The following is a 24008-nucleotide window of genomic DNA, read 5'->3' as shown; positions in this document are numbered from 1 at the left end:
GGTCCGGGCCTGACTTGATTCCAGTCGTCAGGCCCGGTCACTTGCTTGATTAACTTCAGCCTTTGTTCGTCGCCACCCTGGAGAACACCATGCCCTCTATTGCCCGGTTCACATTGGTTGCCGCGCTACTGACACTCAGCCAGCCGTTGTTGGCATCGCCAGCTCCCGCGCTTGTCTTCGGGCATGCTGCGCCAGCCGCTCAGGCTTCGCGTACTGTCGAGCTGGTATTGGGGGATATGTATTTCGACCCTAAAGCAGTGGAGGTCAAGGCAGGTGAGACGGTGCGCTTCGTGCTGATCAACAAGGGCCAGTTGCTGCATGAGTTCAACCTGGGTGATGCGGCGATGCACGCCAGCCATCAACAGGAAATGATCAAGATGCAGCAAAGCGGCATGCTGACGCCGACCGGCATGGTGCATCACGACATGGGCCATGGCTCCATGGAAATGAAGCACGATGATCCAAACAGTGTGCTGGTTGAGCCGGGCAAAACCACCGAACTGACGTGGACCTTTGCCAAGGCCAGCAATCTGGAATTCGCCTGCAACCTGCCAGGGCATTATCAGGCCGGTATGGTCGGCAAACTGACAATTACCGACTAGTCGCTGAAAGGGCGACGTAAACCCTATAAACTTGGCGCTTAATTCGTCAGTTATATGTGACTCAGGTACTTTTCATGCACCCCGCAGCCGAACACTCGCCGCTAGGCAAGTCCAGTGAATACATCGCTACTTACACGCCGTCCCTGCTGTTCCCGATCCCGCGTGCCGCCAAATGGGCCGAGCTGGGTCTGACCGCCGAGACGTTACCGTATCAGGGCGTCGACTTCTGGAATTGCTACGAGCTGTCCTGGCTGCTGCCTTCCGGCAAGCCGGTGGTGGCCATTGCTGAATTCAGCATTGCGGCTGACTCGCCGAATATCATCGAATCCAAGTCGTTCAAGTTGTACCTCAACTCGCTCAACCAGACGGTATTTGCTGATCGGGCCGAGCTGACCGCGACGTTGGTCAAAGACCTGTCGGCAGCGGCGGGTAAGCCAGTAGGTGTGCGTATCCGCACTCTGGCGGACATCGAAGGCGAAGGCGTGGCGAGCATGCCGGGCCTGTGCATTGATGATCTGGATGTGAGCATCGATAGCTATGACCGACCGCAGCCGGAGCTGCTACGTTGCGACGACTCCCGGATTGTCGAGCAAAGCCTGCACAGCCATTTGCTCAAGTCCAATTGCCCGGTGACCAGTCAGCCGGATTGGGGCAGTGTTGCGGTCGAGTACCGCGGTGCTGAGCTGGACGCTGCCAGCTTGTTGGCTTACATCGTCAGCTTCCGTCAGCATTCGGATTTCCATGAGCAATGTGTCGAGCGTATTTTTCTCGACCTGCAGCGTCTGCTCAAGCCTGAGAAGCTGACTGTCTATGCGCGCTATGTACGACGCGGCGGGCTGGATATCAACCCTTATCGCAGCACTGAATCGATCAGCCCTGACAATCGTCGACTGGCTCGTCAGTAAGCATAAAAAACCCGTCGTTGACGGGTTTTTTATGTGTCATGCCAAGGCGCGGGCAATAAAAAAGCCGATCCGGGTAACCGGATCGGCTTCGCAACAATAATCCCGAGGGGATTATTACTTGCGGCTAGCCTTGTCCAACATACGCAGAGCGCGCTCGTTGGCTTCGTCAGCAGTTTGCTGAGCTTTTTGAGCAGCAGCCAGAGCTTCGTCAGCTTTGCGGTACGCTTCATCAGCACGAGCTTGCGAACGAGCAGCTGCGTCTTCAGTAGCTGTCAGGCGAGCTTCGGTTTCTTTGGATACGCTGCTGCAACCGGTAGCCAGAACTGCTGCCAGAGCCAGAGCAGAGAATTTCAGAGCGTTGTTCATTGTGTTCCCCTTCAAGGACTTTTTTCAAATTAGTCATCTCTCGAAAATGAGAAAATGACCGGCGTACATAGTACCCACTGTTTGTAGTAAGTAAACTGACGAAGCGCAAGAAGCCGCACATTTTCTGCGCTTTGAAAGTGTTCCGCTTTACTGTTCATGTGTTTTGTATGAAAAGTATCCAGCCGCCGCAGTATCTGCCTGCGCAGCCCATGTAGCAGAGGCTGGCCGACAGTAGTCGGAGAGTTGCAACGAGAGGATTATCCACCTCCTCAGCCGAAGTCCATTGGCTGCTGGTATATGCCGAACATACTCATGTTTAGCTCACGTCGAGGTGACTTTCAATTTGCCTCGGCGTCTCAATCGACAAGCTCCGGCGATGTTCAGTTCAACCATCCGATCAATAAGATGTCCGGTCGCGGCTTTTTGCGGTCGATACGCTTGAGCATATTCCCAAATGACGCCTACTATTTGCAGGTGCTCTTTTGTTGGGATCAGCAAAGCTCTTCTCGGTGTCCAAAACAGGCACAGGGTGGCGTAGATGTTCCTTCGCCGGAAAAACATCGGTAAGGTAGGGGTCAAATTCCAAGACCCGCGAGGAGTAGTGATGAGCGAGGCGCTGTCCATCCACCATGATGAGACCGGTCACCAGTTTGAAATCAACATTGACGGTCACCGTGCCTACCTGACCTATATGGACCTGGGTAAGCAGACTCTGGATATTTACCGGACTTTTGTCCCCAATGCGCTGCGCGGCAGGGGCATTGCTGCCGCATTGACCGAGCAGGCGCTCGATTACGCCGACAGCATCGGGTACACGGTCATTCCGTCGTGCTCCTATGTGGAGCGGTACATGGAGCGGAACCAGCGTCAGGCCGCCAAGATCTGAATCTGGTTTCAGTGAGCACCATGAAAAACGCCGAGCATATGCTCGGCGTTTTCGTGAGTGCTGCTGATCAGCCGCGTTGGCGTTTCGGCAGTACGTCCTTGAGCTTGGCGTGCATGCTGCGCAAGGTTTTTTCGGTGCTTTCCCAATCGATGCAGGCATCGGTCACGGACACGCCGTACTGTAGCTCGGCCAAATCCTTCGGAATGGCCTGGCAACCCCAGTTCAGATGGCTTTCGACCATCAGGCCGATAATCGACTGGTTGCCTTCCAGAATCTGGTTAGCGACGTTTTCCATGACCAGCGGCTGCAGGGCAGGGTCTTTGTTGGAGTTGGCGTGGCTGCAATCAACCATGATGTTTGGTTTAATCTTCGCCTTGTTCAGCGCTTGCTCGCATAGCGCGACGCTGACTGAATCATAGTTGGGCTTGCCGTTGCCGCCGCGCAATACCACGTGGCCATAGGCGTTGCCTTTGGTGGTCACGATGGACACGCCACCTTCTTGGTTGATACCCAGGAAACGGTGCGGGCTGGAGACCGATTGCAGGGCGTTGATAGCGACTGTCAGGCCGCCATCGGTGCCATTCTTGAAGCCCACGGCCGAGGACAGGCCTGAGGCCATTTCCCGGTGGGTCTGGGATTCGGTGGTCCGCGCGCCGATAGCCGACCAACTGATCAGGTCCTGCAGATACTGCGGGGAGATCGGGTCGAGCGCTTCAGTGGCTGTCGGCAGGCCCATTTCAGCCAGGTCCAGCAGCAATTGGCGGCCGATATGCAAGCCATCCTGAATCTTGAATGAGTCGTCCAGATACGGATCGTTGATCAGACCTTTCCAGCCCACGGTGGTACGCGGCTTCTCGAAGTAGACGCGCATCACCAGATACAGCGTGTCGGAAACCTCGGCGGCCAGCGCCTTGAGGCGTTCGGCGTATTCGTGTGCGGCCTTGATGTCATGGATCGAGCACGGCCCGATCACGATGAACAGGCGGTGATCCTTGCCATCGAGAATATCGCGGACCACTTCACGGCCCTTGCTCACTGTTTTCAGTGCGGCGGCGGTGAGCGGGATTTCGCGCTTGAGCTGATCGGGTGTGATCAGTGTCTCGTTGGAGGAAACGTTGAGGTCGTCAATCGGTAAATCAGCCATCGTGCTACTCATCAGGTCGCGTATGCCGGCCGCCAACGAACCCCGTGGGGCGAAGCCAGGCATGATTGAGCGAAACGGGGGACCGAACCTTAGCGCGTTAGGCCGTGCCGATACAATGGGCAAACGCCGCTTTATCGAGCGTTATGCGCGCGGCAGGCTGATTTGCAAGCACCTGCAGGGGCAGGGATAGTGAGTGACAGATTGTGGGAGGCAGTAATTGAACCAGCTTGAATTGACCGACTTTGATATTGATCATCAGTTATTGGCACTTCCCGGCACTTCGCTTCTGATATTCACCAGCGTCGGCTGCAGCAGTTGTCGATACGCCCGAGAACTGCTTCCGACACTTGATCTGGGGCTGGACCGTATCTGCTGGATCGATGCCGAGGAAAACGGCGGGGCGGTTGCGCGGTATGAGGTATTTCATCTTCCGGCATTGTTTGCGGTTCAGGATGGGCTGTTTTATGGCGGGCTGCGTTCGCCCTTGACCCTGACCGGGATTCGGCAGTCTCTGGCGCAGGCTTTGGGTGCGCAGTCAGATGAATTACCTTGAGTGTTCATCTGCGCTTCACTTGTATCAGCAACGAGTAGAAAGCTGCCACCTCAAGGGCTCGCAGGTAATTGCCGTCACACTCCTGAGGGCGCTGCTAAGCTGATTCCATCTCCGCCATTCTGGCTGTCCGGGAGGTCGTACATGATTCGCTCGATGCTCTATGCCACAGACCTCGGTCTGTACGCGCCCTATGTTATGCAGCACGCGCTGGCACTGGCTCGAACATTCAATGCCGAGCTCTACGTGGTGCATGTGGTGGAGCCTATCGGGTCGTTTGCCGAGTCGGTACTGCAGAGTTATCTGGATGAGGACGCGTTGAAGGATCTGCGCAGTCAGGGGTTGAGTTCAGTCATGGAGGGTATCGAGCAGAGAGTGCTGGATGGGTTTCGTGAAGAGTTGGGCGAGGATCATCAGGATCTGGCGCTGATCAGCACCGTGCGGGTGGTTCAGGGCGATCCGTGCGATGTGATTCTGGGGCAGGCTGACGAGCTCAAGGTCGATCTGGTTATTGTCGGCAGTCATAGCCGTAACGCGGAAACCACCACGCCTATAGGTCGAACCGCCGCGCGGGTTCTGCAGCTTTCGCAGGTGCCGGTGTACATGGTGCCGGGGTATGCCAAAAGCGTGAGCCGGTCCAGCGGACCAATCGATTGAAATCGAGCGTGCCTTTATCGCTTAAAGATGATAAAAAGTTCTAGCTTTGTCGCTCTTACCATTAATCCAGTTATATACCGTCGCTGATGCCCTTGGCGTCTTCCTGCTTTGAGGGATTCATATGAAGCTTCAACAACTGCGCTACATCTGGGAAGTGGCGCACCACGACCTCAACGTTTCCGCGACGGCTCAGAGCCTTTATACCTCTCAGCCAGGCATCAGCAAGCAGATCCGCTTGCTCGAGGATGAGTTGGGAGTGGAAGTATTCGCGCGCAGTGGCAAGCACCTTACCCGTGTTACCCCGGCAGGCGAGCGCATCATTACTACCGCAGGCGAAATCCTGCGCAAGGTCGAAAGCATCAAGCAGATTGCTCAGGAATTCTCCAATGAGAAGAAAGGCACGCTGTCTATTGCAACGACTCACACGCAGGCGCGTTACGCGCTGCCGCCAGTGATCAGCAACTTCATCAAACAATATCCGGACGTGTCGTTGCACATGCACCAGGGTTCGCCGATGCAAATCGCGGAAATGGCCGCTGACGGCACGGTAGATTTCGCCATCGCTACTGAAGCACTGGAGTTGTTCGGTGATCTGGTGATGATGCCGTGCTACCGCTGGAACCGTTGCGTTGTGGTGCCTCATGGTCACCCGCTGACCAAGGTGCCAAAGTTGACTCTGGAAGTGCTGGCTGAATACCCGATCGTGACTTACGTGTTCGGCTTCACCGGTCGCTCCAAGCTGGATGAAGCGTTCAGTCATCGCGGCCTGACGCCAAAAGTCGTGTTCACTGCCGCCGACGCCGACGTCATCAAGACTTACGTCCGTCTGGGGCTGGGTGTTGGCATCGTTGCGAAAATGGCGGTCGACACCAAGCTGGATAGCGATCTGGTCATGCTTGATGCCAGCGATCTTTTCGAATCAAGCGTGACCAAGATCGGCTTCCGCCGTGGCACTTTCCTGCGCGGTTTCATGTGCGACTTCATCGAGAAGTTCGCACCGCACCTGACCCGCGAAGTCATGGCCAAGGCGATCCAGTGCCATAACAAGCAGGAGCTGGAAGAGCTGTTTGACGGGGTTGAACTGCCGGTGCATTGATCGGCGTTTGGGCACATTTATCTTTAGGAGCTCATGAGCACAGTGAGGCGGCGAAGGCATCCTGTCTGACACACCGCTATCGCGGCCTCGCGTTGCTCGTGCGCTCCTACAGATCTATGTTCATTGGCGATAGCGCGCGTAACAGGTTGGCATTACACCTTCGCGATCAGATTTCCGGAATGCAGTCCGCACTCCTTCTGCGTAGCTTCTTCCCACCACCAGCGGCCTTCGCGTTCATGCTGGTTCGGCAGTACCGGACGCGTGCAGGGCTCGCAGCCAATACTGATGAACCCGCGCTCGTGCAGGCTGTTGTATGGCAGCTCCAGCATGCGGATGTAACCCCAGATTTCCTCGCTGCTCATCTGCGCCAACGGGTTGAACTTGTACAGGGTGCGCTCCGGAGTGGAGAACGCGCTGTCAATTTCCAAGGCTGCAACCTGGCTGCGAGTGCCGGGGCTCTGGTCGCGACGCTGGCCGGTGGCCCAGGCTTTCACACCCGACAGCTTGCGGCGCAGCGGTTCGATTTTGCGCACGCCACAGCATTCGCCGTGACCGTCCCGATAAAAGCTGAACAAACCCTTCTCTTTGACGAAAGGTTCGAGCTTTTGCTGATCCGGGGTCATGATTTCGATATCGATCTTGTAGTGCTCACGCACCTGTTCGATAAAACGATAGGTTTCCGGATGCAGGCGACCTGTATCCAGACTGAAAACTTTGACGTTCTTGTTCAGTTTCCAGGCCATGTCCACCAGCACCACGTCTTCGGCGCCGCTGAATGAAATCCACAGTTCGTCACCGAAATGCTGGAAGGCCAGTTTGAGAATGTCTTGTGCCGACTTGTTGGCGTAAGTCGCGGCAAGCTCGGCGACATCGAAGGGTGTGCTCATCAGGCGGTTTCCTAAATATGGCGCTTAGGCGCTCGTAATGAGGCGAATGTTAACAAAATCTTTCGACGGATTGGCCGGATTACCGCGCCGGAGCAAGTGTGCGGCTTTTTGAGGGGAGGCGAGGGGAGCATGCGATGGAAATAGACTGTCTCGACCGTGAAGAATTTATCTCTGACGTCAAATCGCGATTGGCGCGTCTAGATGCATTTTTGTAGGCGCTGCCGAAGGCTGCGAAGCATTCATCCTGACGTATTGCCATCGCAGCCTTCGGCAGATCCTGGAGGATCAGCGAGGCATCATTTTTTCCAGCGTATCCAGCAAAACCCGCACTTTGGTAAACGACTCCTGATACTCGGCTTCACAGTCGGAATCTGCAACGATCCCGCCGCCTGCCCAGCAGGAGATCTTGCCGTCTTTGGCGAGCAAGCTGCGGATCGCGATGGAGCTGTCCATCTCGCCGCGCACATCGAGGTACAGCAGCGAGCCGCAGTACAGGCCGCGGCGGGTCGGCTCCAGTTCGTCGATAATTTGCATGGCGCGGATTTTGGGGGCACCGGTAATGGAGCCGCCCGGAAAACTGCCTGCGATTAAATCCAGAGGGTCGTGATCATCCGCCAGCTCACCCACCACGCTACTGACCAGATGGTGCACGTTTGGATAGCTTTCCAGGCTGAACAGCTCTGGCACTTTCACTGAGCCAATCCTGCAGCTACGGCCCAGATCGTTGCGCAACAGATCGACAATCATCAGGTTTTCCGCGCGGTCTTTGATGCTGGACAGCAGTTCCTGCGCATAGGACTGGTCTTCGGCGGCGTGTTTGCCTCGCGGCCGGGTGCCTTTGATGGGCCGGGTTTCGACGTGGCCCTGGCTGACCTTGACGAAGCGTTCTGGCGACAGGCTCAGTATCGCATCGCCATCCGGCAGGGCCTGATAGCCGGAAAACGGGGTAGGGCAGGCTTTGCGCAACGCGCAATAAGCCGCCCATGGGTCGCCTTCGTAACGGGTCTGGAAGCGCTGAGTCAGATTGACCTGATAGCAGTCACCCGCATGGATATAGGCCTGGATGCGGTCAAAGGCCTCCCGGTAAGCGGCGGCACTGATCGACGGCGCAAACTGGCCGTCGAGGGCGAAAACGCACGGCTCAGGTATTTGCCTATTGCTGAACAGCTCAATCAGCCGCTGGCGTTCGGTTTCGGCCAGCGAGGGGTGAAACACGAGTTGGCTGGTTTGCTGCTGATGATCGCTGATCAGTGCCCAGGCGTAGAGTCCCAAGCGCGCATCGGGAAGTTGCAAGTCGTCTAGCGCAGCGCCGGATTGTGTTTCGAGGCGGCGACCGAAGTCGTAACTGAGGTAGCCGATCAAGCCGCCTGCAAAGGGCAGCTCGCAACCTGCTGGCAATTGCGCGTGGCCGAGGGTGTTCAAGCCATCGCGCAGACGCTGGAAAAATCCGCTGCCGGTTTCTGCGCTGTCGGGCAGAAATGTTTGCACGGGCCAGGCGCTGAGCAGGTCGTAGCGGCCGCGCTCGGCAGCCGGTCGGCCGCTGTCCAGCAGGATGGCCTGCGGAGCGTGGCGAATACATTGGAAATAATCCGCTGGATCGGTGCGATAAGGCAGCGAATAAAGAAAACAGTCAGGCATTCGAGGGTGTCAGTTCGGAGCGCGGGACGGGGATTGTAGTCCTCCGTCGGGATCGCTCCTAGTAGCGTGTCGGAATTGGATGGTTATCCGGCACAGTGGTCGTGTGCTCAGGAGGTCTGGACGTGACCGAAAAGCTCCTGAACAAACTGCAGTCGTTGCTCAGGTGTTTCCTGCTCGCCATTGAGCGCCAATTGCTCAAGTCGCGCTTCAACCGCCTGGGTCCGGTGAGTCAGGCCGCAGTCGTTGGCGATCTGGATGTTCAGGCCGGGGCGGGCATTGAGTTCAAGGATCAGCGGCCCTTGTTCCTGGTCGAGCACCATGTCGACGCCGATGTAACCCAGGCCACACAGCTCATAGCACTCGGCGGCAAGTTTCATGAAACCGTCCCAATTGGGCAGTTGAACGCCGTCCACCGCGTTGGTGGTATCCGGGTGTTTGGTGATGATGTTGTTCAGCCAGGTTCCGCGCAAGGTAATGCCGGTGGCCAGATCGACACCGACGCCAATCGCGCCCTGGTGCAGGTTGGCCTTGCCGCCGGATTGCCGGGTGGGCAGGCGCAGCATCGCCATCACCGGATAGCCCATCAGAACGATGATGCGAATATCCGGCACGCCCTCGTAGCTGATGCTTTTGAAAATCTGATCCGGGGTCACCCGGTATTCGATCAGCGCTCGATCCCGGTGGCCGCCCAGCGAATAAAGCCCGGTGAGGATGCTCGAGACCTGATGCTCAATCTCGGAGTGGCTGACGATGCGCCCGGAAACGGTCCGGTAGCGACCCTCGAAACGGTCCGCGATCACCAGGATGCCGTCACCACCTGCGCCCTGAGCAGGCTTGATCACGAAATCGCTGCGGCCGCCAATGATCTCGTCCAGCTTGTCGATTTCCTTCTCGGTGGAAATTACCCCGTACATCTCTGGCACATTGATGCCAGCTGCGATGGCTCGTTCCTTGGTGATGATCTTGTCATCGACAATCGGATACAGGCTGCGCTTGTTGTACTTGAGCACGTAATCCGCATTACGCCGGTTGATGCCCATGATGCCGCGGGCTTCCAGCGCCTTCCAGGTCTTCCACCAACCGATCATTTGGCTTCTTCTTGCTTGGATTCTTCCTTGAGGAAGGCCTTGAAACGGACCAGTTCAGTCAGGCGATAACCGCGATAGCGACCCATGGCCAACATGAAGCCCACCAGAATCAGCAAGACTGCCGGGAAGGTGAAAACGAAGTAGATCAGCGCTGGCACGCTCATGATGATGTGCGCCAGGGAGGCCGCGAACAAAGTGCCAATGGCCACTTTCATGGCATGACCGCCGCCGCGCTCTTCCCAGGTGATCGAGAGGCGTTCGATGGTCATGGTCAGGATCACCATCGGGAACAGCGCTACCGACAGGCCGCGCTCCAGACCCAGTTTGTGGCTGAGCACGCTGATGGCTGCGATCAGGACGACCACGAACGTCAGCACCACCGACAGGCGGGGCAGCATTTGCAGTTTCAAATGTTCCAGATAAGAGCGTAACGACAGGCCGAGCGCGGTAATCACCGTGAACAGGATGATGCCGAAGCCAAGCTGGGTTTCCCTGAATGCCAGAGCGATCAGTACCGGGGTGAACGTACCGAGGGTCTGCAGTCCAATCAGGTTGCGCAAGACCAGAATGACCAGTACGCCAATCGGGATCATCACCATGATCATGAAGGTCTGCTGGGTTTCCAGCGGCAGGCCGTACAGCGAATATTCGAGGAAGTCCGCGTCAGTGCTGGCATCGGTCAACTGTGCCAGACGAATTGCATTCATCTCGCTGTTGTTAAGGCTGAAGGTGACCAGGGCTTTTTTGCCGCCTTCGACGGTGATCAGGTTCTCGTCGCCTGTCCACCACAGCAGACGGTCATCAGGCAGGCCCTTTTCGCCGGTATCCGGATTGAAATACAGCCAGTCCTTGCCATTGAAGCTGCGTAGCCAGAGTTCCGGGCTTTGTGGCTGGTCTGCGACGAGGCGAATCGTGTGGACCTTTTCCATCGGTACGTGGGCAATGGACAGCAGCAACTCGGTAATGCGTGCCTTGTTGGAACTGGATGCATCACCTGCCAGCAGCAGCTTTACGTTGTCATCCTTGAGGTTGTTGACCCGCTTGATGGCTTCCGTGATGAAAGTCTCAACGTCCGCCGAGTGTTGGCGGATGGGCGCGAGCAGCGCTTCGGCAGCAACTTTCTCGGGGCCCTCGACAGCAATACTGTCGCGGAAGATCGGGCCTTTGGTTTTGAGCCTTTCGCCGCTGTAACGCTTGGTCAGCACCAAACGGTAATAGAGGGTCTGATTGCCGGTAGCGCGGCGTGCCGACCAGGTCACTTTGCGATTGCCGTCGACCCGATTGACGCTGACGCCGTAGTTATTGGAAATGAAGCTTTCATTGAGGCTGATGAAATCCCGCGCCAGTGGTGGCACGAACATCTGGACCTTCACCGAATCCTTATTGTTGTTGGCAACAAACTCGACCTTGGCGTCGATATTCCAGAGGTCGTCGGTTTCATCCTCGGTCACCGGGATGCCGAGCGCCAGTATCTGATAGGCCGTGATCGCGATTCCCAGGGTCACCAGGACGCCAATCAGGATTTTCAGATGCAGAGTCAGAGAGCGCATTGGTTTACTCGGTGGTTTGAGCAGTAATTTCACAGCCAGGCTTGCCCGCTGCGTACTTAAGACTTGGATCGACCAGCGCATCAAAGCGTTTTAGCGCCTCGGAGCCGATCAAAAGCGGGTATTGGAAAGCACTTCGGTCCGTCAAGTTCACTTCTATGGTGCGTAAAGTTGCACCCATGCAGACATCAAGGCTGATAACCGGGCGCGCGGTGTACTTTTTTTCGTCATCGGCGTCGTAATCATCGGCCCGCCGTTTGATTTTGCTGACCCTTGCCAGCGGGCGCTCGATGGGGTGCGCATGCGCGTCATCGATCGCCAGATAAAAGCGTACCCACGTCTCGCCATTGCGTTTGAAATGTTTAATGTCCCGAGCGCTCAGTGAAGCAGTCTTGGCACCGGTGTCGAGTTTGGCGGCCACTTGCAGGTCGATATCGTTGAGCTGGGCGTATTCGTTCAGACCATAGACGGTCTTGTCGGCTGCCATGCCGTTGAGTGATAGCAGAAGAAGGCAGAGCAGGGCGGGAAGGGCTTTTAGTGTCATAAATCCTGGCACGTTGAGGGCGGTCATCCGGACATCGCCCTTAAGTCATATAGTGGCTGGCGCAGTGCTATTACTGACGTTCAGCTGGGGCGGCATTCTAGCATGAAGGTGCGTCTCGCTCACTGCGATGATCCTGTGGGAGCCGGGCTTGCCCGCGATAAGGCTACATGCGATTACTTTAGATAGCGTCCAGTCTTATCGCGAGCAAGCTCAGCTCTCACATAAGATCGTAAATCGGGCTATTGTCGACAGTACCGATTAATTCTTTGACTAAAATGTATTTGAAAGCTAGTTTTAGCCAAAATAACCCTAATGGTGTCGACAATGTTGGATTCCGCCGAAAGCGCTGCTCCAGTGGCAGACGATTCGGAAACGCTATCCGAAAACGTCTTTCGTCGTATTCAGTCCGCCATCATCAAAGGCGAGATCGCCCCCGGCAGCAAGATTTCCGAGCCTGAGCTGGCGCGCACTTACGGCATCAGTCGCGGCCCGTTGCGTGAGGCGATCCACCGTCTTGAAGGGCAGCGTTTGCTGGTTCGTGTGCCGCATGTAGGCGCCCGTGTCGTTTCCCTCAGCCATGCCGAATTGATCGAGCTCTACGAGATTCGCGAATCCCTCGAAGGCATGGCCTGCCGTCTCGCTGCCGAGCGCATGACCACTGAGGAGATCGAAGAACTGCGCCGCGTGCTTGAAACCCACGAGCGTGATGCCGCGTTTCAGGCCGGAGTCGGTTATTACCAGCAGGAAGGGGATTTCGATTTCCACTACCGGATCATTCAGGGCAGCGGCAATAAAACCCTGACGCAAATGCTCTGCGGCGATCTGTATCAACTGGTGCGTATGTACCGCATCCAGTTCTCCGCGACACCCAACCGTCCCCGTCAGGCATTTGCCGAACACCATCGCATTCTCGACGCCATCGCCGACCGTGACGGTGAGCTGGCCGAACTGTTGATGCGTCGCCACATCGGCGCCTCCAAACGCAATATCGAGCGGCATTATCTAGAGCAGCTCGCCCAACCCGAGGTGAATAATGAATTCCAATAAAACCACTCCTGGCCAACGTTTTCGTGATGCCGTTGCCAGCGAGCATCCGCTGCAAGTGGTCGGCGCGATCAATGCCAATCATGCGTTGCTTGCAAAGCGCGCCGGGTTCAAGGCGATCTACCTGTCGGGTGGCGGAGTGGCGGCGGGTTCACTGGGCATTCCTGATCTGGGCATTACCGGCCTGGATGACGTACTGACCGACGTACGCCGCATCACCGACGTCTGCGATTTACCGCTGTTGGTTGATGTCGATACGGGTTTTGGTTCTTCGGCCTTCAACGTGGCGCGTACTGTGCGCTCGATGATCAAGTTCGGCGCGGCGGCGATCCACATCGAAGATCAGGTGGGTGCCAAGCGCTGCGGTCATCGTCCTAATAAAGAGATCGTTACCCAGCAGGAAATGGTCGACCGTATCAAAGCGGCGGTGGATGCCCGCACCGATGACAGCTTCGTGATCATGGCACGCACTGACGCGCTGGCAGTGGAAGGTTTGGAATCGGCCCTGGAGCGTGCGGCTGCGTGCATCGAAGCCGGCGCCGACATGGTTTTCCCTGAAGCCATCACCGAGCTGGACATGTACAAGCTGTTTGCCTCGCGGGTCAAAGCGCCGATTCTGGCCAACATCACCGAGTTTGGCGCCACGCCGCTGTTCACAGTGGACGAGCTGCGCAGCGCTGATGTTTCCCTGGTGCTCTATCCTTTATCGGCATTCCGCGCCATGAACAAAGCGGCGGAAAACGTCTACGGCGCGATTCGTCGTGATGGCAGCCAGAAGAATGTGGTCGACACCATGCAGACCCGCATGGAGTTGTACGACGCGATTGATTACCACACCTTTGAGCAGAAGCTGGATGCGCTGTTTGCGCAGAAGAAGGTTTAGTTTTCTGTAGGAGTTGCCGAAGGCTGCGATGGCGGTGCGCCAGAAAAAAGCTTCGCAGCCTGCGGCATCTCCTACAGACCGATGATGATCTGAATTGCCAAATCCCTAAAAAATCCAAAATTGGAGAGAGCAATGGCTGAAGCAAAAGTATTAAGCGGCGCAGGCCTGCGTGGTCAGGTTGCCGGGCAGACGGCCTTGTCTACCGTAGGTCAGACCGGTGCTGGCCTGACCTACCGTGGCTATGACGTAAAAGAATTGGCCGCTGAGGCGCGTTTCGAAGAAGTCGCCTACCTGCTGCTTTATGGCGAGCTGCCAACCCAGGCGCAACTGGATGGCTATCTCGCGAAGCTGAAAAAACTCCGCGACCTGCCGCAAGCCTTGAAAGAAGTTCTCGAACGGATCCCGGCTGACACCCACCCGATGGACGTGATGCGTACCGGTGCGTCGATGCTCGGCACGCTGGAGCCTGAAACCAGCTTCGAGCAGCAGCGCGACTCCACCGACCGCTTGCTCGCGGCCTTCCCGGCGATCATGTGTTATTGGTATCGCTTCAGTCATGACGGCAAGCGCATTGACTGTGTGACTGACGAAGACTCCGTCGGCGCGCATTTCCTGCATCTGCTGCTGGACAAGAAACCCAGCGAGCTGCACCGCAAGGTCATGGACGTTTCGCTGATCCTCTACGCAGAGCATGAATTCAATGCGTCGACCTTTACCGCTCGGGTCTGTGCATCGACCCTGTCCGATCTGTTCTCGTGCATCACGGCAGCAATTGGCACCTTGCGCGGTCCGCTGCACGGCGGCGCCAATGAAGCGGCCATGGAAATGATTCAGCGTTTTGATTCTGCCGAAGACGCCATCAAAGGCACCCTGGGCATGCTGGAGCGCAAAGACAAGATCATGGGCTTTGGCCACGCGATCTACAAAGAGTCGGACCCGCGCAACGAAGTCATCAAGGGCTGGGCGAAAAAGCTCGCCGATGAAGCGGGCGATACCGTGTTGTACCCGGTGTCCGAAGCCATCGACAAAACCATGTGGGAGCAGAAAAAACTGTTCCCGAATGCTGACTTCTACCATGCCTCGGCGTATCACTTCATGGGCATCCCGACCAAGCTGTTCACACCGATCTTTGTGTGCTCTCGCCTGACAGGCTGGGCTGCGCATGTGTTCGAACAACGTGCCAACAACCGCATCATTCGACCCAGCGCCGAGTATGTCGGTGTTGAACAGCGCAGTTTTGTGAGCATTGATAAGCGCTGATGACAACCCTTTGTTAACGACACAACATCGACCCTGTAGGAGTGACCGGGGTGGCGCTCCACCTTGCTCGCGATTCGGTTTCTTAGTCGACGAATTTTTCGCCTGATCTGACGCTATCGCGAGCAAGCTCACTCCTACAGTAAAAAAGCGTTCCAAGTCAGGTCGTATTAGTTTGATAAAGGCTCTTACAGAGCGGGATGTATTGCTGCCACCTACAAAGCTACCCGCCATTTTCCTGAATTTTCCGTGATTGAGGCCCCGTGCCATGAACTCAGAACACCGCAAACCCTTGCCCGGTACTTCACTGGACTATTTCGATGCCCGTGAGGCGGTCGATGCCATCAAGCCCGGCGCTTACGACGGCCTCCCGTATACCTCCCGAGTACTGGCGGAAAATCTGGTGCGGCGTTGTGATCCGGCAACCCTGAACGCCTCGCTGGCGCAGTTGATCGAGCGCAAGCGCGACTTGGACTTCCCATGGTTTCCGGCGCGGGTGGTGTGTCACGACATCCTTGGCCAGACTGCACTGGTTGACCTGGCTGGCCTGCGTGACGCCATTGCTTTGCAAGGGGGCGACCCTGCGTTGGTGAATCCTGTGGTGCCGACCCAGTTGATCGTCGATCATTCTCTGGCCGTCGAGCATAGCGGTTTCGAGCCTGACGCTTTCGAGCGCAACCGGGCCATTGAAGATCGCCGCAACGAAGACCGCTTTCACTTCATCAACTGGACCAAGAAAGCCTTCAAGAATGTCGACGTGATCCCGCCGGGGAACGGCATCATGCACCAGATCAATCTGGAGCGAATGTCGCCAGTGGTGCATGCGCTGGAAGGCGTGGCATTCCCTGACACACTGGTCGGCACCGACAGCCACACGCCGCACGTGGATGCACTGGGGGTGATCGCCATTGGCGTTGGCGGGCTGGAAGCCGAGAGCGTGATGCTCGGCCGGGCGTCGTGGATGCGCCTGCCGGACATCATCGGCGTAGAACTGGTGGGCAAACGTCAGCCGGGCATCACCGCAACTGACATCGTGCTGGCTGTTACCGAGTTTCTGCGCGCCGAGAAAGTCGTGTCGTCGTATCTGGAGTTTTTCGGCGAGGGCGCTAATGCGCTGACCTTGGGCGACCGCGCGACCATCTCCAACATGACGCCTGAGTTCGGCGCAACGGCGGCGATGTTCTACATCGACCAGCAGACGCTGGATTACCTGACCCTGACCGGGCGCGATCCCGAGCAAGTCAGGCTGGTTGAAACCTACGCCAGGCAGACGGGCCTGTGGGCCGACAGCCTGAAAACCGCCGAGTACGAGCGGGTGCTGAAATTCGATCTGTCCAGCGTGGTCCGCAACATCGCGGGTCCATCCAACCCGCATCGCCGGGTAGCAACTTCTGACCTGGCTACGCTGGGGATATCCGGCGTCGTGGAAGACGAACCGGGCCTGATGCCCGATGGCGCGGTGATCATTGCGGCAATCACCAGTTGTACCAATACCAGCAACCCGCGCAATGTTATTGCTGCGGGTTTGTTGGCGCGTAATGCCAACGCTGCTGGCCTGACCCGCAAACCCTGGGTCAAATCATCCTTGGCGCCTGGCTCCAAGGCGGTGCAGCTGTATCTGGAAGAAGCCAATCTGCTGCCGGAACTGGAGGCTTTGGGCTTCGGCATCGTCGGTTTTGCTTGCACCACCTGCAACGGCATGAGCGGTGCGCTGGATCCGGTCATTCAGCAGGAAGTTATTGATCGCGATCTGTATGCCACGGCTGTGCTGTCCGGCAATCGCAACTTCGATGGGCGTATTCATCCTTATGCCAAGCAGGCCTTCCTGGCGTCGCCGCCTTTGGTAGTGGCCTATGCGATTGCGGGCACCATCCGTTTCGATATCGAGAAGGACGTCCTGGGCATCGACAAGGCGGGCAATCCGGTCACGCTGAAAGACATCTGGCCGAGCGACGAGGAAATCGACGCGGTGGTCAAAGCCAGCGTCAAGCCTGATCAGTTTCGTCAGGTATACATCCCTATGTTCGAGATCAAGGCCGACGACGGTGAACAGGTCAAACCGCTTTATGACTGGCGTGCGCCGAGCACTTACATTCGACGTCCGCCATACTGGGAGGGCGCGCTGGCGGGGGCTCGGCCCTTGAAAGGCATGCGGCCGCTGGCCGTGCTGGGCGACAACATCACCACCGATCACCTGTCACCTTCAAACGCCATCATGCTCGACAGCGCGGCCGGGGAATATCTGGCGAAAATGGGCCTGCCGGAAGAAGATTTCAATTCTTACGCGACTCACAGGGGCGACCATTTGACGGCCCAGCGCGCGACTTTTGCCAACCCCAAACTGATCAACGAAATGGTGCGCATTGACGGCAAGGTCAAGCAGGGCTCGCTGGCGCGTATTGAGCCGGAAGGTCAGGTCACGCGCATGTGGGAGGCGATTGAAACCTACATGGAGCGCAAGCAGCCTCTGATCATTATTGCGGGTGCGGACTATGGTCAGGGCTCATCCCGCGACTGGGCGGCCAAAGGCGTGCGGCTGGCGGGTGTCGAGGCCATCGCTGCCGAAGGTTTCGAGCGAATTCACCGGACCAACCTGGTCGGCATGGGCGTATTGCCGCTTGAGTTCAAGTCGGGTGTTGATCGTCATACCTTGGGTATTGATGGCAGTGAAACCTTCGACGTGGTCGGCGAACGTATTCCCCGCAGCACCCTGACATTGGTTATCCATCGCAAGAATGGCGAGCGAATGGAGGTGCCGGTGACCTGTCGCCTTGATACGGCTGAAGAGGTTTCGATCTACGAGGCGGGTGGGGTTTTGCAGCGCTTTGCGCAAGATTTTCTAGAGGCGGCAACAGTCTGATACGCAATTTGATCATGACTTGAAATGAGATCAAATGTGGGAGCGGTGCTTGCCCGCGATAAGGCCAATGCGGTCTAAAGTGAATCGCGTTCAGCCTTATCGCGGGCAAGCACCGCTCCCACAGGGACCGCTTTTCTTCATTTGGAACTGGCGTTGACCTATTTTTGAGAGGGTCGCTACATGTCTCACCTGCCACAAATAAAAATCCCCGCCACCTACATGCGTGGCGGTACCAGTAAAGGCGTTTTCTTCAATCTCATTGACCTGCCCGAAGCAGCACAGGTGCCGGGTGAGGCTCGGGATGCTTTGCTGCTGCGGGTTATCGGCAGCCCGGACCCCTACGAAAAGCAGATCGACGGCATGGGCGGGGCGACCTCCAGTACCAGCAAGACGGTGATTGTGTCGCGCAGCAGTCGGGCGGATCACGACGTGGATTACCTGTTCGGGCAGGTTTCCATCGACAAGCCGTTCGTGGACTGGAGTGGTAACTGCGGGAATCTCTCGGCAGCCGTCGGTCCATTCGCAATCAGCAGCGGCTTGCTTGACGCCTCACGCGTTCCTCAAAACGGCGTTGCTGTGGTGCGGATCTGGCAGGCGAATATCGGCAAGACGATTATTGCGCATGTGCCCATTACTGAAGGAGCAGTGCAGGAAACCGGCGATTTCGAGCTGGATGGCGTGACGTTTCCGGCAGCCGAGGTGCAACTGGAATTTCTCGACCCAGCGGCTGACGAGGAGGGCGCAGGCGGTTCGATGTTCCCTACCGGCAATCTGGTGGATGAGCTGGAGGTGCCCGGGGTTGGCACGTTCAAGGCCACGCTGATCAATGCCGGTATCCCGACCATTTTTGTTAACGCCCGAGACATTGGCTACAGCGGCCTGGAATTGCAGGGCGATATCAATGGCGACCCCAAAGCGCTGGCGATGTTTGAAGCGATCCGCGCCCACGGCGCGCTGCGCATGGGCCTGATCAAGCATCTGGAAGAAGCTGCTACCCGCCAGCACACGCCGAAAGTAGCGTTCGTGACAGAACCTGCCGACTACATCGCGTCCAGCGGCAAGCCGGTAGCTGCCAGCAATGTCGATCTGCTGGTACGCGCCATGTCCATGGGCAAGCTGCATCACGCCATGATGGGCACCGCGGCGGTAGCCATCGGCACTGCGGCCGCCATTCCCGGTACGTTGGTCAATCTGGCGGCGGGTGGCATCGAGCGCGAAGCGGTGCGCTTCGGGCATCCCTCTGGCACTTTGCGGGTCGGGGCGCAGGCGCTGCAGAGCAATGGCGAATGGAAAGTCACCAAAGCCATCATGAGTCGCAGCGCGAGGGTGTTGATGGAGGGCTGGGTGCGGGTTCCGAGTTGATCTGATCAGAAGACTTGAAATGCTTTTTTATGTGGGAGCGTTGCTTGCCCGAGATAAACGATAACGCAGTATGTCTTCAAGCTGCGTCTCATGCATCGCGGGCAAGCACCGCTCCCACAAAAAGCAAACCGCATTCCAGGTATCACTTAAACCGTCGCTCAACCCCTTTCTCAACCAGCACCTTGGCGGAGATTTCTTCGACCGAGAAATGGGTGGAGTTGATGTTCGGAATGTTTTCCCTGCGGAACAGGCTTTCCACTTCACGAACCTCAAACTCGCACTGGGCATAGCTGGAATAACGGCTATTGGGCTTGCGCTCGTGGCGAATCGCGGTGAGGCGATCTGGATCAATGGTCAGGCCGAATAATTTGCTACGGTGCTCCTTTAGCGCATTTGGCAGCTGCAGGCGCTCCATATCGTCTTCCGTGAGCGGGTAATTGGCGGCACGGATGCCGAATTGCATGGCCATGTACAGGCAAGTCGGGGTTTTACCGCATCTGGAAACCCCCACAAGAATGATGTCTGCCTTGTCGTAATAGTGCGTGCGTGCACCGTCGTCGTTGTCCAGCGCGAAGTTCACCGCCTCGATCCGCTCCATGTAATTGGAGTTGTGCCCGATGGAGTGCGATTTGCCCACCGAGTAGGACGAGTGTGAACTAAGCTCTTGCTCCAGCGGTGCCAGGAAGGTCGAAAAAATGTCGATCATGAAGCCGTTGGATGTCGCCAGGATCTCGCGAATATCCTGATTGACGATGGTGTCGAAGATGATCGGCCGGACATCGTCCTTATCGGCGGCATTGTTGATTTGTTGTACCATCGCCCGCGCTTTTTCGACGCTGTCGATGTAGGGCCTCGTGAACTTGTTGAACGTAATATTCTCAAATTGCGCTAACAGGCTTTGGCCAAGGGTTTCAGCGGTAATCCCGGTGCCGTCGGAGATAAAAAAAGCAGATCGTTTCATTTGCGCCTTTGGCCTTAAGCTGGTGACGATTGTTGGATATCATAGGCGCGCTTGCGGGCCTGGGTGGCTGGCATTAGCAACTTTTTTCAAGGTTCGGCTTGAAGTCAGGCCAAACAAACGTTCGGATTCGTGCCTGGCGCGACCGTGCGACTGAGCTTTTCCCAACAACAAACATAGTTAGTGGAGAGATCACCTTGGTAGAGTACGTAGTTTCCCTCGATAAGCTCGGCGTCCATGATGTGGAGCATGTGGGAGGCAAGAACGCATCCCTCGGCGAAATGATCAGCAACCTTGCCGGTGCTGGCGTTTCGGTACCTGGTGGTTTCGCCACCACGGCCCAGGCCTACCGTGATTTCCTTGAGCTGAGCGGTCTGAACGATCAGATCCACGCAGCTCTGGACGCTCTGGATGTCGACGATGTCAACGCGCTGGCCAAAACCGGCGCGCAGATTCGTCAGTGGATCATGGAAGCCGAGTTCCCCGAGAAGCTCAACGCCGAGATTCGCACCGCCTTTGCCGAACTGTCGGCAGGTAATCCGAATCTTGCCGTCGCCGTGCGTTCTTCCGCCACAGCAGAAGACCTTCCTGACGCCTCTTTTGCCGGTCAGCAGGAGACCTTCCTCAATATCCGCGGCGTCGAAAATGTCATCCGTGCGGCCAAGGAAGTGTTTGCCTCGCTGTTCAACGACCGGGCCATTTCCTACCGTGTTCACCAAGGCTTTGATCACAAGCTGGTGGCATTGTCTGCCGGTGTGCAGCGCATGGTGCGCTCCGAAACCGGTACGGCAGGTGTGATGTTTACCCTGGATACTGAATCCGGCTTCCGCGACGTGGTATTCATCACCGGCGCTTATGGCCTGGGTGAAACGGTAGTGCAGGGCGCGGTCAACCCTGACGAGTTCTATGTACACAAGGGCACCCTCGCAGCAGGTCGCCCGGCCATTCTGCGCCGCAATCTGGGCAGCAAGGCCATCAAGATGATCTACGGCGAAGAAGCCAAGGCTGGTCGTTCGGTGAAAACCGTGGACGTCGAGCCTGCTGATCGCGCGCGTTTCTGCTTGACTGACGAGGAAGTCGCAGAGCTGGCCAAGCAGGCAATGATCATCGAGAAGCACTACAAGGCGCCGATGGATATCGAGTGGGCCAAAGACGGTGATGACGGCAAGCTGTACATCGTCCAGGCGCGTCCGGAAACCGTGAAAAGTCGCGCCCAGGCCAACGTCATGGAGCGTTATCTGCTCAAGGAAACCGGCAATGTGCTGGTTGAAGGTCGTGCCATTGGTCAGCGCATCGGCGCAGGCAAGGTGCGAATCATCAGAGACGTTTCCGAAATGGACAAGGTCCAGCCCGGCGACGTGCTGGTTTCCGACATGACCGACCCGGACTGGGAACCGGTCATGAAGCGTGCCAGCGCCATCGTCACCAACCGCGGCGGCCGTACCTGTCATGCGGCGATCATTGCCCGTGAGCTGGGCATTCCGGCGGTTGTGGGCTGCGGTAACGCAACCCAGTTACTGCAGGACGGTCAGGGCGTGACGGTTTCCTGCGCAGAGGGCGATACCGGTTACATCTTCGAAGGCGAGCTGGGCTTCGACATCAAGACCAACTCGGTCGATGCCATGCCTGAGCTGCCGTTCAAAATCATGATGAACGTCGGCAACCCGGATCGAGCATTCGACTTTGCCCAATTGCCCAACGCGGGTGTGGGTCTGGCGCGTCTCGAGTTCATCATCAACCGCATGATCGGCGTGCACCCCAAGGCGCTGCTCAACTACGACAGTCTGCCTCAAGACATTAAAGACAGTGTCGACAAGCGCATTGCCGGCTACGACGATCCTGTGGGCTTTTATGTCGAGAAACTGGTCGAAGGGATCAGCACTCTGGCCGCTGCATTCACCCCGAAAAAGGTCATCGTGCGTCTCTCGGACTTCAAGTCCAATGAGTACGCCAACCTGATCGGCGGCAAGATGTACGAGCCGGAAGAAGAAAACCCGATGCTGGGCTTCCGTGGTGCTTCTCGCTACATCAGCGAAAATTTCCGCGACTGTTTCGAGTTGGAGTGCCGTGCCCTCAAGCGTGTGCGTGAGGAAATGGGCCTGACTAACGTCGAAATCATGGTGCCGTTCGTGCGCACGCTGGGTGAGGCCAGCCAGGTGATTGACCTGTTGGCGGAGAACGGTCTGAAGCGCGGCGAAAATGGCCTGCGTGTGATCATGATGTGCGAGCTGCCTTCCAACGCGATTCTGGCCGAGGAGTTCCTCGAGTACTTCGACGGCTTCTCTATCGGGTCCAACGATTTGACCCAGCTGACTTTGGGTCTGGACCGTGACTCCGGCGTCATCGCTCATCTGTTTGACGAGCGTAACCCGGCAGTGAAGAAGCTGCTGTCCAACGCCATTCAAGCCTGTAACAAGGCTGGCAAGTACATCGGCATCTGCGGTCAGGGTCCATCGGACCACCCGGACCTTGCACGCTGGTTGATGGATCAGGGCATTGAAAGCGTTTCGTTGAACCCGGATTCCGTGCTGGAAACCTGGTTCTTCCTGGCTGAGGCTCAGGCCCCGGTCTGATGTGATTGAGTGAAGCCCCGGTTCATCTTCATGAGCCGGGGCTTTTTTACGTTTACCATGGACGGTTTCCACGCCGACCTTTGATTGTTTGAGCAATATGCAAAGCAGCAGCACTCTTTTTCCTGTGGCTTTGATCAGCGCCGAGCGTTGTGGTGATCTGATTGAAGACGTTTACCGCCTCAAGCCTGCCAATAGTCCTGATTACAGTGTCGAAATTGCTGTAACCCGACTGGGTCTGGTGTCGCAGCCTGACGTGCGTGGCGTGCCGGTCATCCTGCTGCATGGCAGTTTTTCCAACCGACGTTTCTGGTATTCCCCCAAAGGGGTCGGTTTGGGTGCGTACCTCGCGCGAGCCGGGTTTGACGTGTGGATCCCGGAAATGCGCGGGCACGGGCTGTCGGCGCGTAACGAAGCCTACCGTTACAACCGGGTCGCCGATTACGCGCGTTACGACGTCCCAGCCATCGCGGCATTCGTTCGTGAGCAGAGTGGGCAGGTTCCGCACTGGATCGGCCACTCGCTAGGCGGCACGACTCTGGCAGCCGCGCTGGGCGGGCAGTATCTGGGTTCTCCCGGTGCAGCCTCAGTCGCTCTGTTTGGCAGCCAGGTCAGTCGTGATTACTGGCCGCTGAAGATTCCTCCGGTTCAGTGGGCAGGGCGCCTGTTGCTGAAGCCGTTCGATCACATTTCCGGCCCGCGTTTCAAGCGTGGCCCGGAGGATGAACCGATCGGGCTGGTACTGGAAAGTATGCGCTGGCATGGTCTGTTTGGTCGTTTCGGTGATCGCGACACCGACTGGTGGGCTGGCCTTTCGGGAGTCGACGTCCCTGTGCTGGCTGTGGCAGCAATGGGGGATTATCAGGACCCGGTCTGGGCCTGTCGCAAGCTCTTTGATCAGATGGGTTCGCCACAGCGCAAATTCCTCTGTCTGGGGCGTGAACAGGGTTTCTCGGAAAATTTTGATCACGTAAAGATGCTGGTCAGCAAAAGCGCCCAGCGAGAAGTGTGGCCGCTGGTTACGCAGTGGTTGAACGAAGGCTGCGTGCCTGTACAGGAGCTGTCGCAAATGCCGATGGCCGTCGGCGACTGATTTCAAGGTATTACACTGGCCGCAGCTTGCGATTAAGCTGCGACAAGAAATGTTAGGGTCATGATTCTGGT

At 57.1% G+C, this 24008-nt stretch carries 21 protein-coding genes; 13 read left to right on the top strand and 8 right to left on the bottom strand.

Annotation, left to right across the window (positions count from 1 at the left end; genetic code table 11):
- Positions 1 to 89: 89 nt before the first annotated feature.
- Both ABRP31_RS16995 and queF read left to right on the top strand, forming a co-directional pair.
- Entirely contained in the window at positions 90 to 602 is a 513-nt protein-coding gene (locus tag ABRP31_RS16995; RefSeq protein WP_349969418.1) for a cupredoxin family protein, read from the top strand.
- Between the two features lie 74 nt (positions 603 to 676).
- A complete protein-coding gene (queF, locus tag ABRP31_RS16990) occupies positions 677 to 1507 on the top strand; it encodes an NADPH-dependent 7-cyano-7-deazaguanine reductase QueF (RefSeq protein ID WP_349969417.1) in 831 nt (276 codons plus the stop codon).
- 114 nt (positions 1508 to 1621) lie between these two features.
- On the opposite strand, the gene ABRP31_RS16985 is transcribed toward queF, so the two are convergent.
- A complete protein-coding gene (locus ABRP31_RS16985) occupies positions 1622 to 1873 on the bottom strand; it encodes an Lpp/OprI family alanine-zipper lipoprotein (RefSeq protein WP_027902232.1) in 252 nt (83 codons plus the stop codon).
- Positions 1874 to 2477: 604 nt separating this feature from the next.
- Between ABRP31_RS16985 and ABRP31_RS16980 the strand changes: the two genes are divergently transcribed.
- Complete coding sequence (locus ABRP31_RS16980; protein ID WP_027902233.1) at positions 2478 to 2759, top strand: GNAT family N-acetyltransferase; 282 nt, start codon at positions 2478 to 2480, stop codon at positions 2757 to 2759.
- A 67-nt stretch (positions 2760 to 2826) separates the two neighbouring features.
- On the opposite strand, the gene ABRP31_RS16975 is transcribed toward ABRP31_RS16980, so the two are convergent.
- Entirely contained in the window at positions 2827 to 3903 is a 1077-nt protein-coding gene (locus ABRP31_RS16975; protein WP_167384315.1) for a 3-deoxy-7-phosphoheptulonate synthase, read from the bottom strand.
- A 217-nt stretch (positions 3904 to 4120) separates the two neighbouring features.
- Between ABRP31_RS16975 and ABRP31_RS16970 the strand changes: the two genes are divergently transcribed.
- The 3 genes from ABRP31_RS16970 to cysB all read left to right on the top strand — a co-directional run bounded on the left by ABRP31_RS16970 (position 4121) and on the right by cysB (position 6206).
- Complete coding sequence (locus ABRP31_RS16970) at positions 4121 to 4456, top strand: thioredoxin (protein WP_349969416.1); 336 nt, start codon at positions 4121 to 4123, stop codon at positions 4454 to 4456.
- 141 nt (positions 4457 to 4597) lie between these two features.
- Positions 4598 to 5110 carry a universal stress protein gene (locus tag ABRP31_RS16965; protein WP_087265081.1) on the top strand — a complete coding sequence of 171 codons (513 nt, stop codon included), beginning with the start codon at positions 4598 to 4600 and terminating at the stop codon, positions 5108 to 5110.
- Positions 5111 to 5231: 121 nt separating this feature from the next.
- Entirely contained in the window at positions 5232 to 6206 is a 975-nt protein-coding gene (gene cysB / locus ABRP31_RS16960) for an HTH-type transcriptional regulator CysB (RefSeq protein ID WP_087265080.1), read from the top strand.
- A 152-nt stretch (positions 6207 to 6358) separates the two neighbouring features.
- Here cysB and ABRP31_RS16955 read toward each other — a convergent pair whose 3' ends face one another.
- The 5 genes from ABRP31_RS16955 to ABRP31_RS16935 all read right to left on the bottom strand — a co-directional run bounded on the left by ABRP31_RS16955 (position 6359) and on the right by ABRP31_RS16935 (position 11910).
- Positions 6359 to 7093: a phosphoadenylyl-sulfate reductase gene (locus ABRP31_RS16955; RefSeq protein ID WP_027902239.1), complete on the bottom strand. Its 735-nt coding sequence runs from the start codon at positions 7091 to 7093 to the stop codon at positions 6359 to 6361.
- A gap of 285 nt (positions 7094 to 7378) precedes the next feature.
- Positions 7379 to 8731, bottom strand: coding sequence for an aminodeoxychorismate synthase component I (gene pabB / locus ABRP31_RS16950; RefSeq protein WP_349969415.1), 1353 nt, complete (start codon positions 8729 to 8731; stop codon positions 7379 to 7381).
- A gap of 107 nt (positions 8732 to 8838) precedes the next feature.
- The gene (locus ABRP31_RS16945) at positions 8839 to 9816 is read right to left on the bottom strand and encodes an alpha-L-glutamate ligase-like protein (protein WP_349969584.1); all 978 of its coding nucleotides are present in this window, start codon (positions 9814 to 9816) and stop codon (positions 8839 to 8841) included.
- Positions 9816 to 11369: an inactive transglutaminase family protein gene (locus ABRP31_RS16940; protein ID WP_087265076.1), complete on the bottom strand. Its 1554-nt coding sequence runs from the start codon at positions 11367 to 11369 to the stop codon at positions 9816 to 9818. Before ABRP31_RS16940 ends, ABRP31_RS16945 begins: the two co-directional genes overlap by 1 nt.
- 4 nt (positions 11370 to 11373) lie before the next feature.
- Positions 11374 to 11910, bottom strand: a complete 537-nt coding sequence (locus ABRP31_RS16935) for an ATP-dependent zinc protease (protein WP_087265075.1) — start codon at positions 11908 to 11910, stop codon at positions 11374 to 11376.
- 324 nt (positions 11911 to 12234) lie between these two features.
- Here ABRP31_RS16935 and ABRP31_RS16930 point away from each other — a divergent pair, with 324 nt between their 5' ends.
- The 5 genes from ABRP31_RS16930 to prpF all read left to right on the top strand — a co-directional run bounded on the left by ABRP31_RS16930 (position 12235) and on the right by prpF (position 19316).
- Entirely contained in the window at positions 12235 to 12957 is a 723-nt protein-coding gene (locus ABRP31_RS16930) for a GntR family transcriptional regulator (RefSeq protein ID WP_349969414.1), read from the top strand.
- Positions 12944 to 13837: a methylisocitrate lyase gene (gene prpB / locus ABRP31_RS16925; RefSeq protein WP_087265073.1), complete on the top strand. Its 894-nt coding sequence runs from the start codon at positions 12944 to 12946 to the stop codon at positions 13835 to 13837. Before ABRP31_RS16930 ends, prpB begins: the two co-directional genes overlap by 14 nt.
- A gap of 132 nt (positions 13838 to 13969) precedes the next feature.
- Positions 13970 to 15097, top strand: coding sequence for a 2-methylcitrate synthase (gene prpC / locus ABRP31_RS16920; protein WP_349969413.1), 1128 nt, complete (start codon positions 13970 to 13972; stop codon positions 15095 to 15097).
- 265 nt (positions 15098 to 15362) lie between these two features.
- Positions 15363 to 17954 carry a Fe/S-dependent 2-methylisocitrate dehydratase AcnD gene (gene acnD / locus ABRP31_RS16915; protein WP_349969412.1) on the top strand — a complete coding sequence of 864 codons (2592 nt, stop codon included), beginning with the start codon at positions 15363 to 15365 and terminating at the stop codon, positions 17952 to 17954.
- A gap of 180 nt (positions 17955 to 18134) precedes the next feature.
- A complete protein-coding gene (gene prpF, locus ABRP31_RS16910) occupies positions 18135 to 19316 on the top strand; it encodes a 2-methylaconitate cis-trans isomerase PrpF (RefSeq protein WP_349969411.1) in 1182 nt (393 codons plus the stop codon).
- Positions 19317 to 19458: 142 nt separating this feature from the next.
- Here prpF and ABRP31_RS16905 read toward each other — a convergent pair whose 3' ends face one another.
- Entirely contained in the window at positions 19459 to 20277 is an 819-nt protein-coding gene (locus ABRP31_RS16905) for a pyruvate, water dikinase regulatory protein (RefSeq protein WP_087265069.1), read from the bottom strand.
- 194 nt (positions 20278 to 20471) lie between these two features.
- Here ABRP31_RS16905 and ppsA point away from each other — a divergent pair, with 194 nt between their 5' ends.
- Positions 20472 to 22847: a phosphoenolpyruvate synthase gene (gene ppsA, locus ABRP31_RS16900; protein WP_087265068.1), complete on the top strand. Its 2376-nt coding sequence runs from the start codon at positions 20472 to 20474 to the stop codon at positions 22845 to 22847.
- Between the two features lie 97 nt (positions 22848 to 22944).
- Positions 22945 to 23937 (top strand): alpha/beta fold hydrolase, encoded by a 993-nt coding sequence (locus ABRP31_RS16895; RefSeq protein WP_349969410.1) that lies wholly within the window; start codon positions 22945 to 22947, stop codon positions 23935 to 23937.
- Positions 23938 to 24008: the final 71 nt, after the last annotated feature.

Source organism: Pseudomonas caspiana (assembly GCF_040224095.2).
In the GTDB taxonomy this organism is placed as follows: Bacteria; Pseudomonadota; Gammaproteobacteria; order Pseudomonadales; family Pseudomonadaceae; genus Aquipseudomonas; species Aquipseudomonas caspiana.
This window is presented reverse-complemented; position numbering and strand designations above follow the sequence as displayed.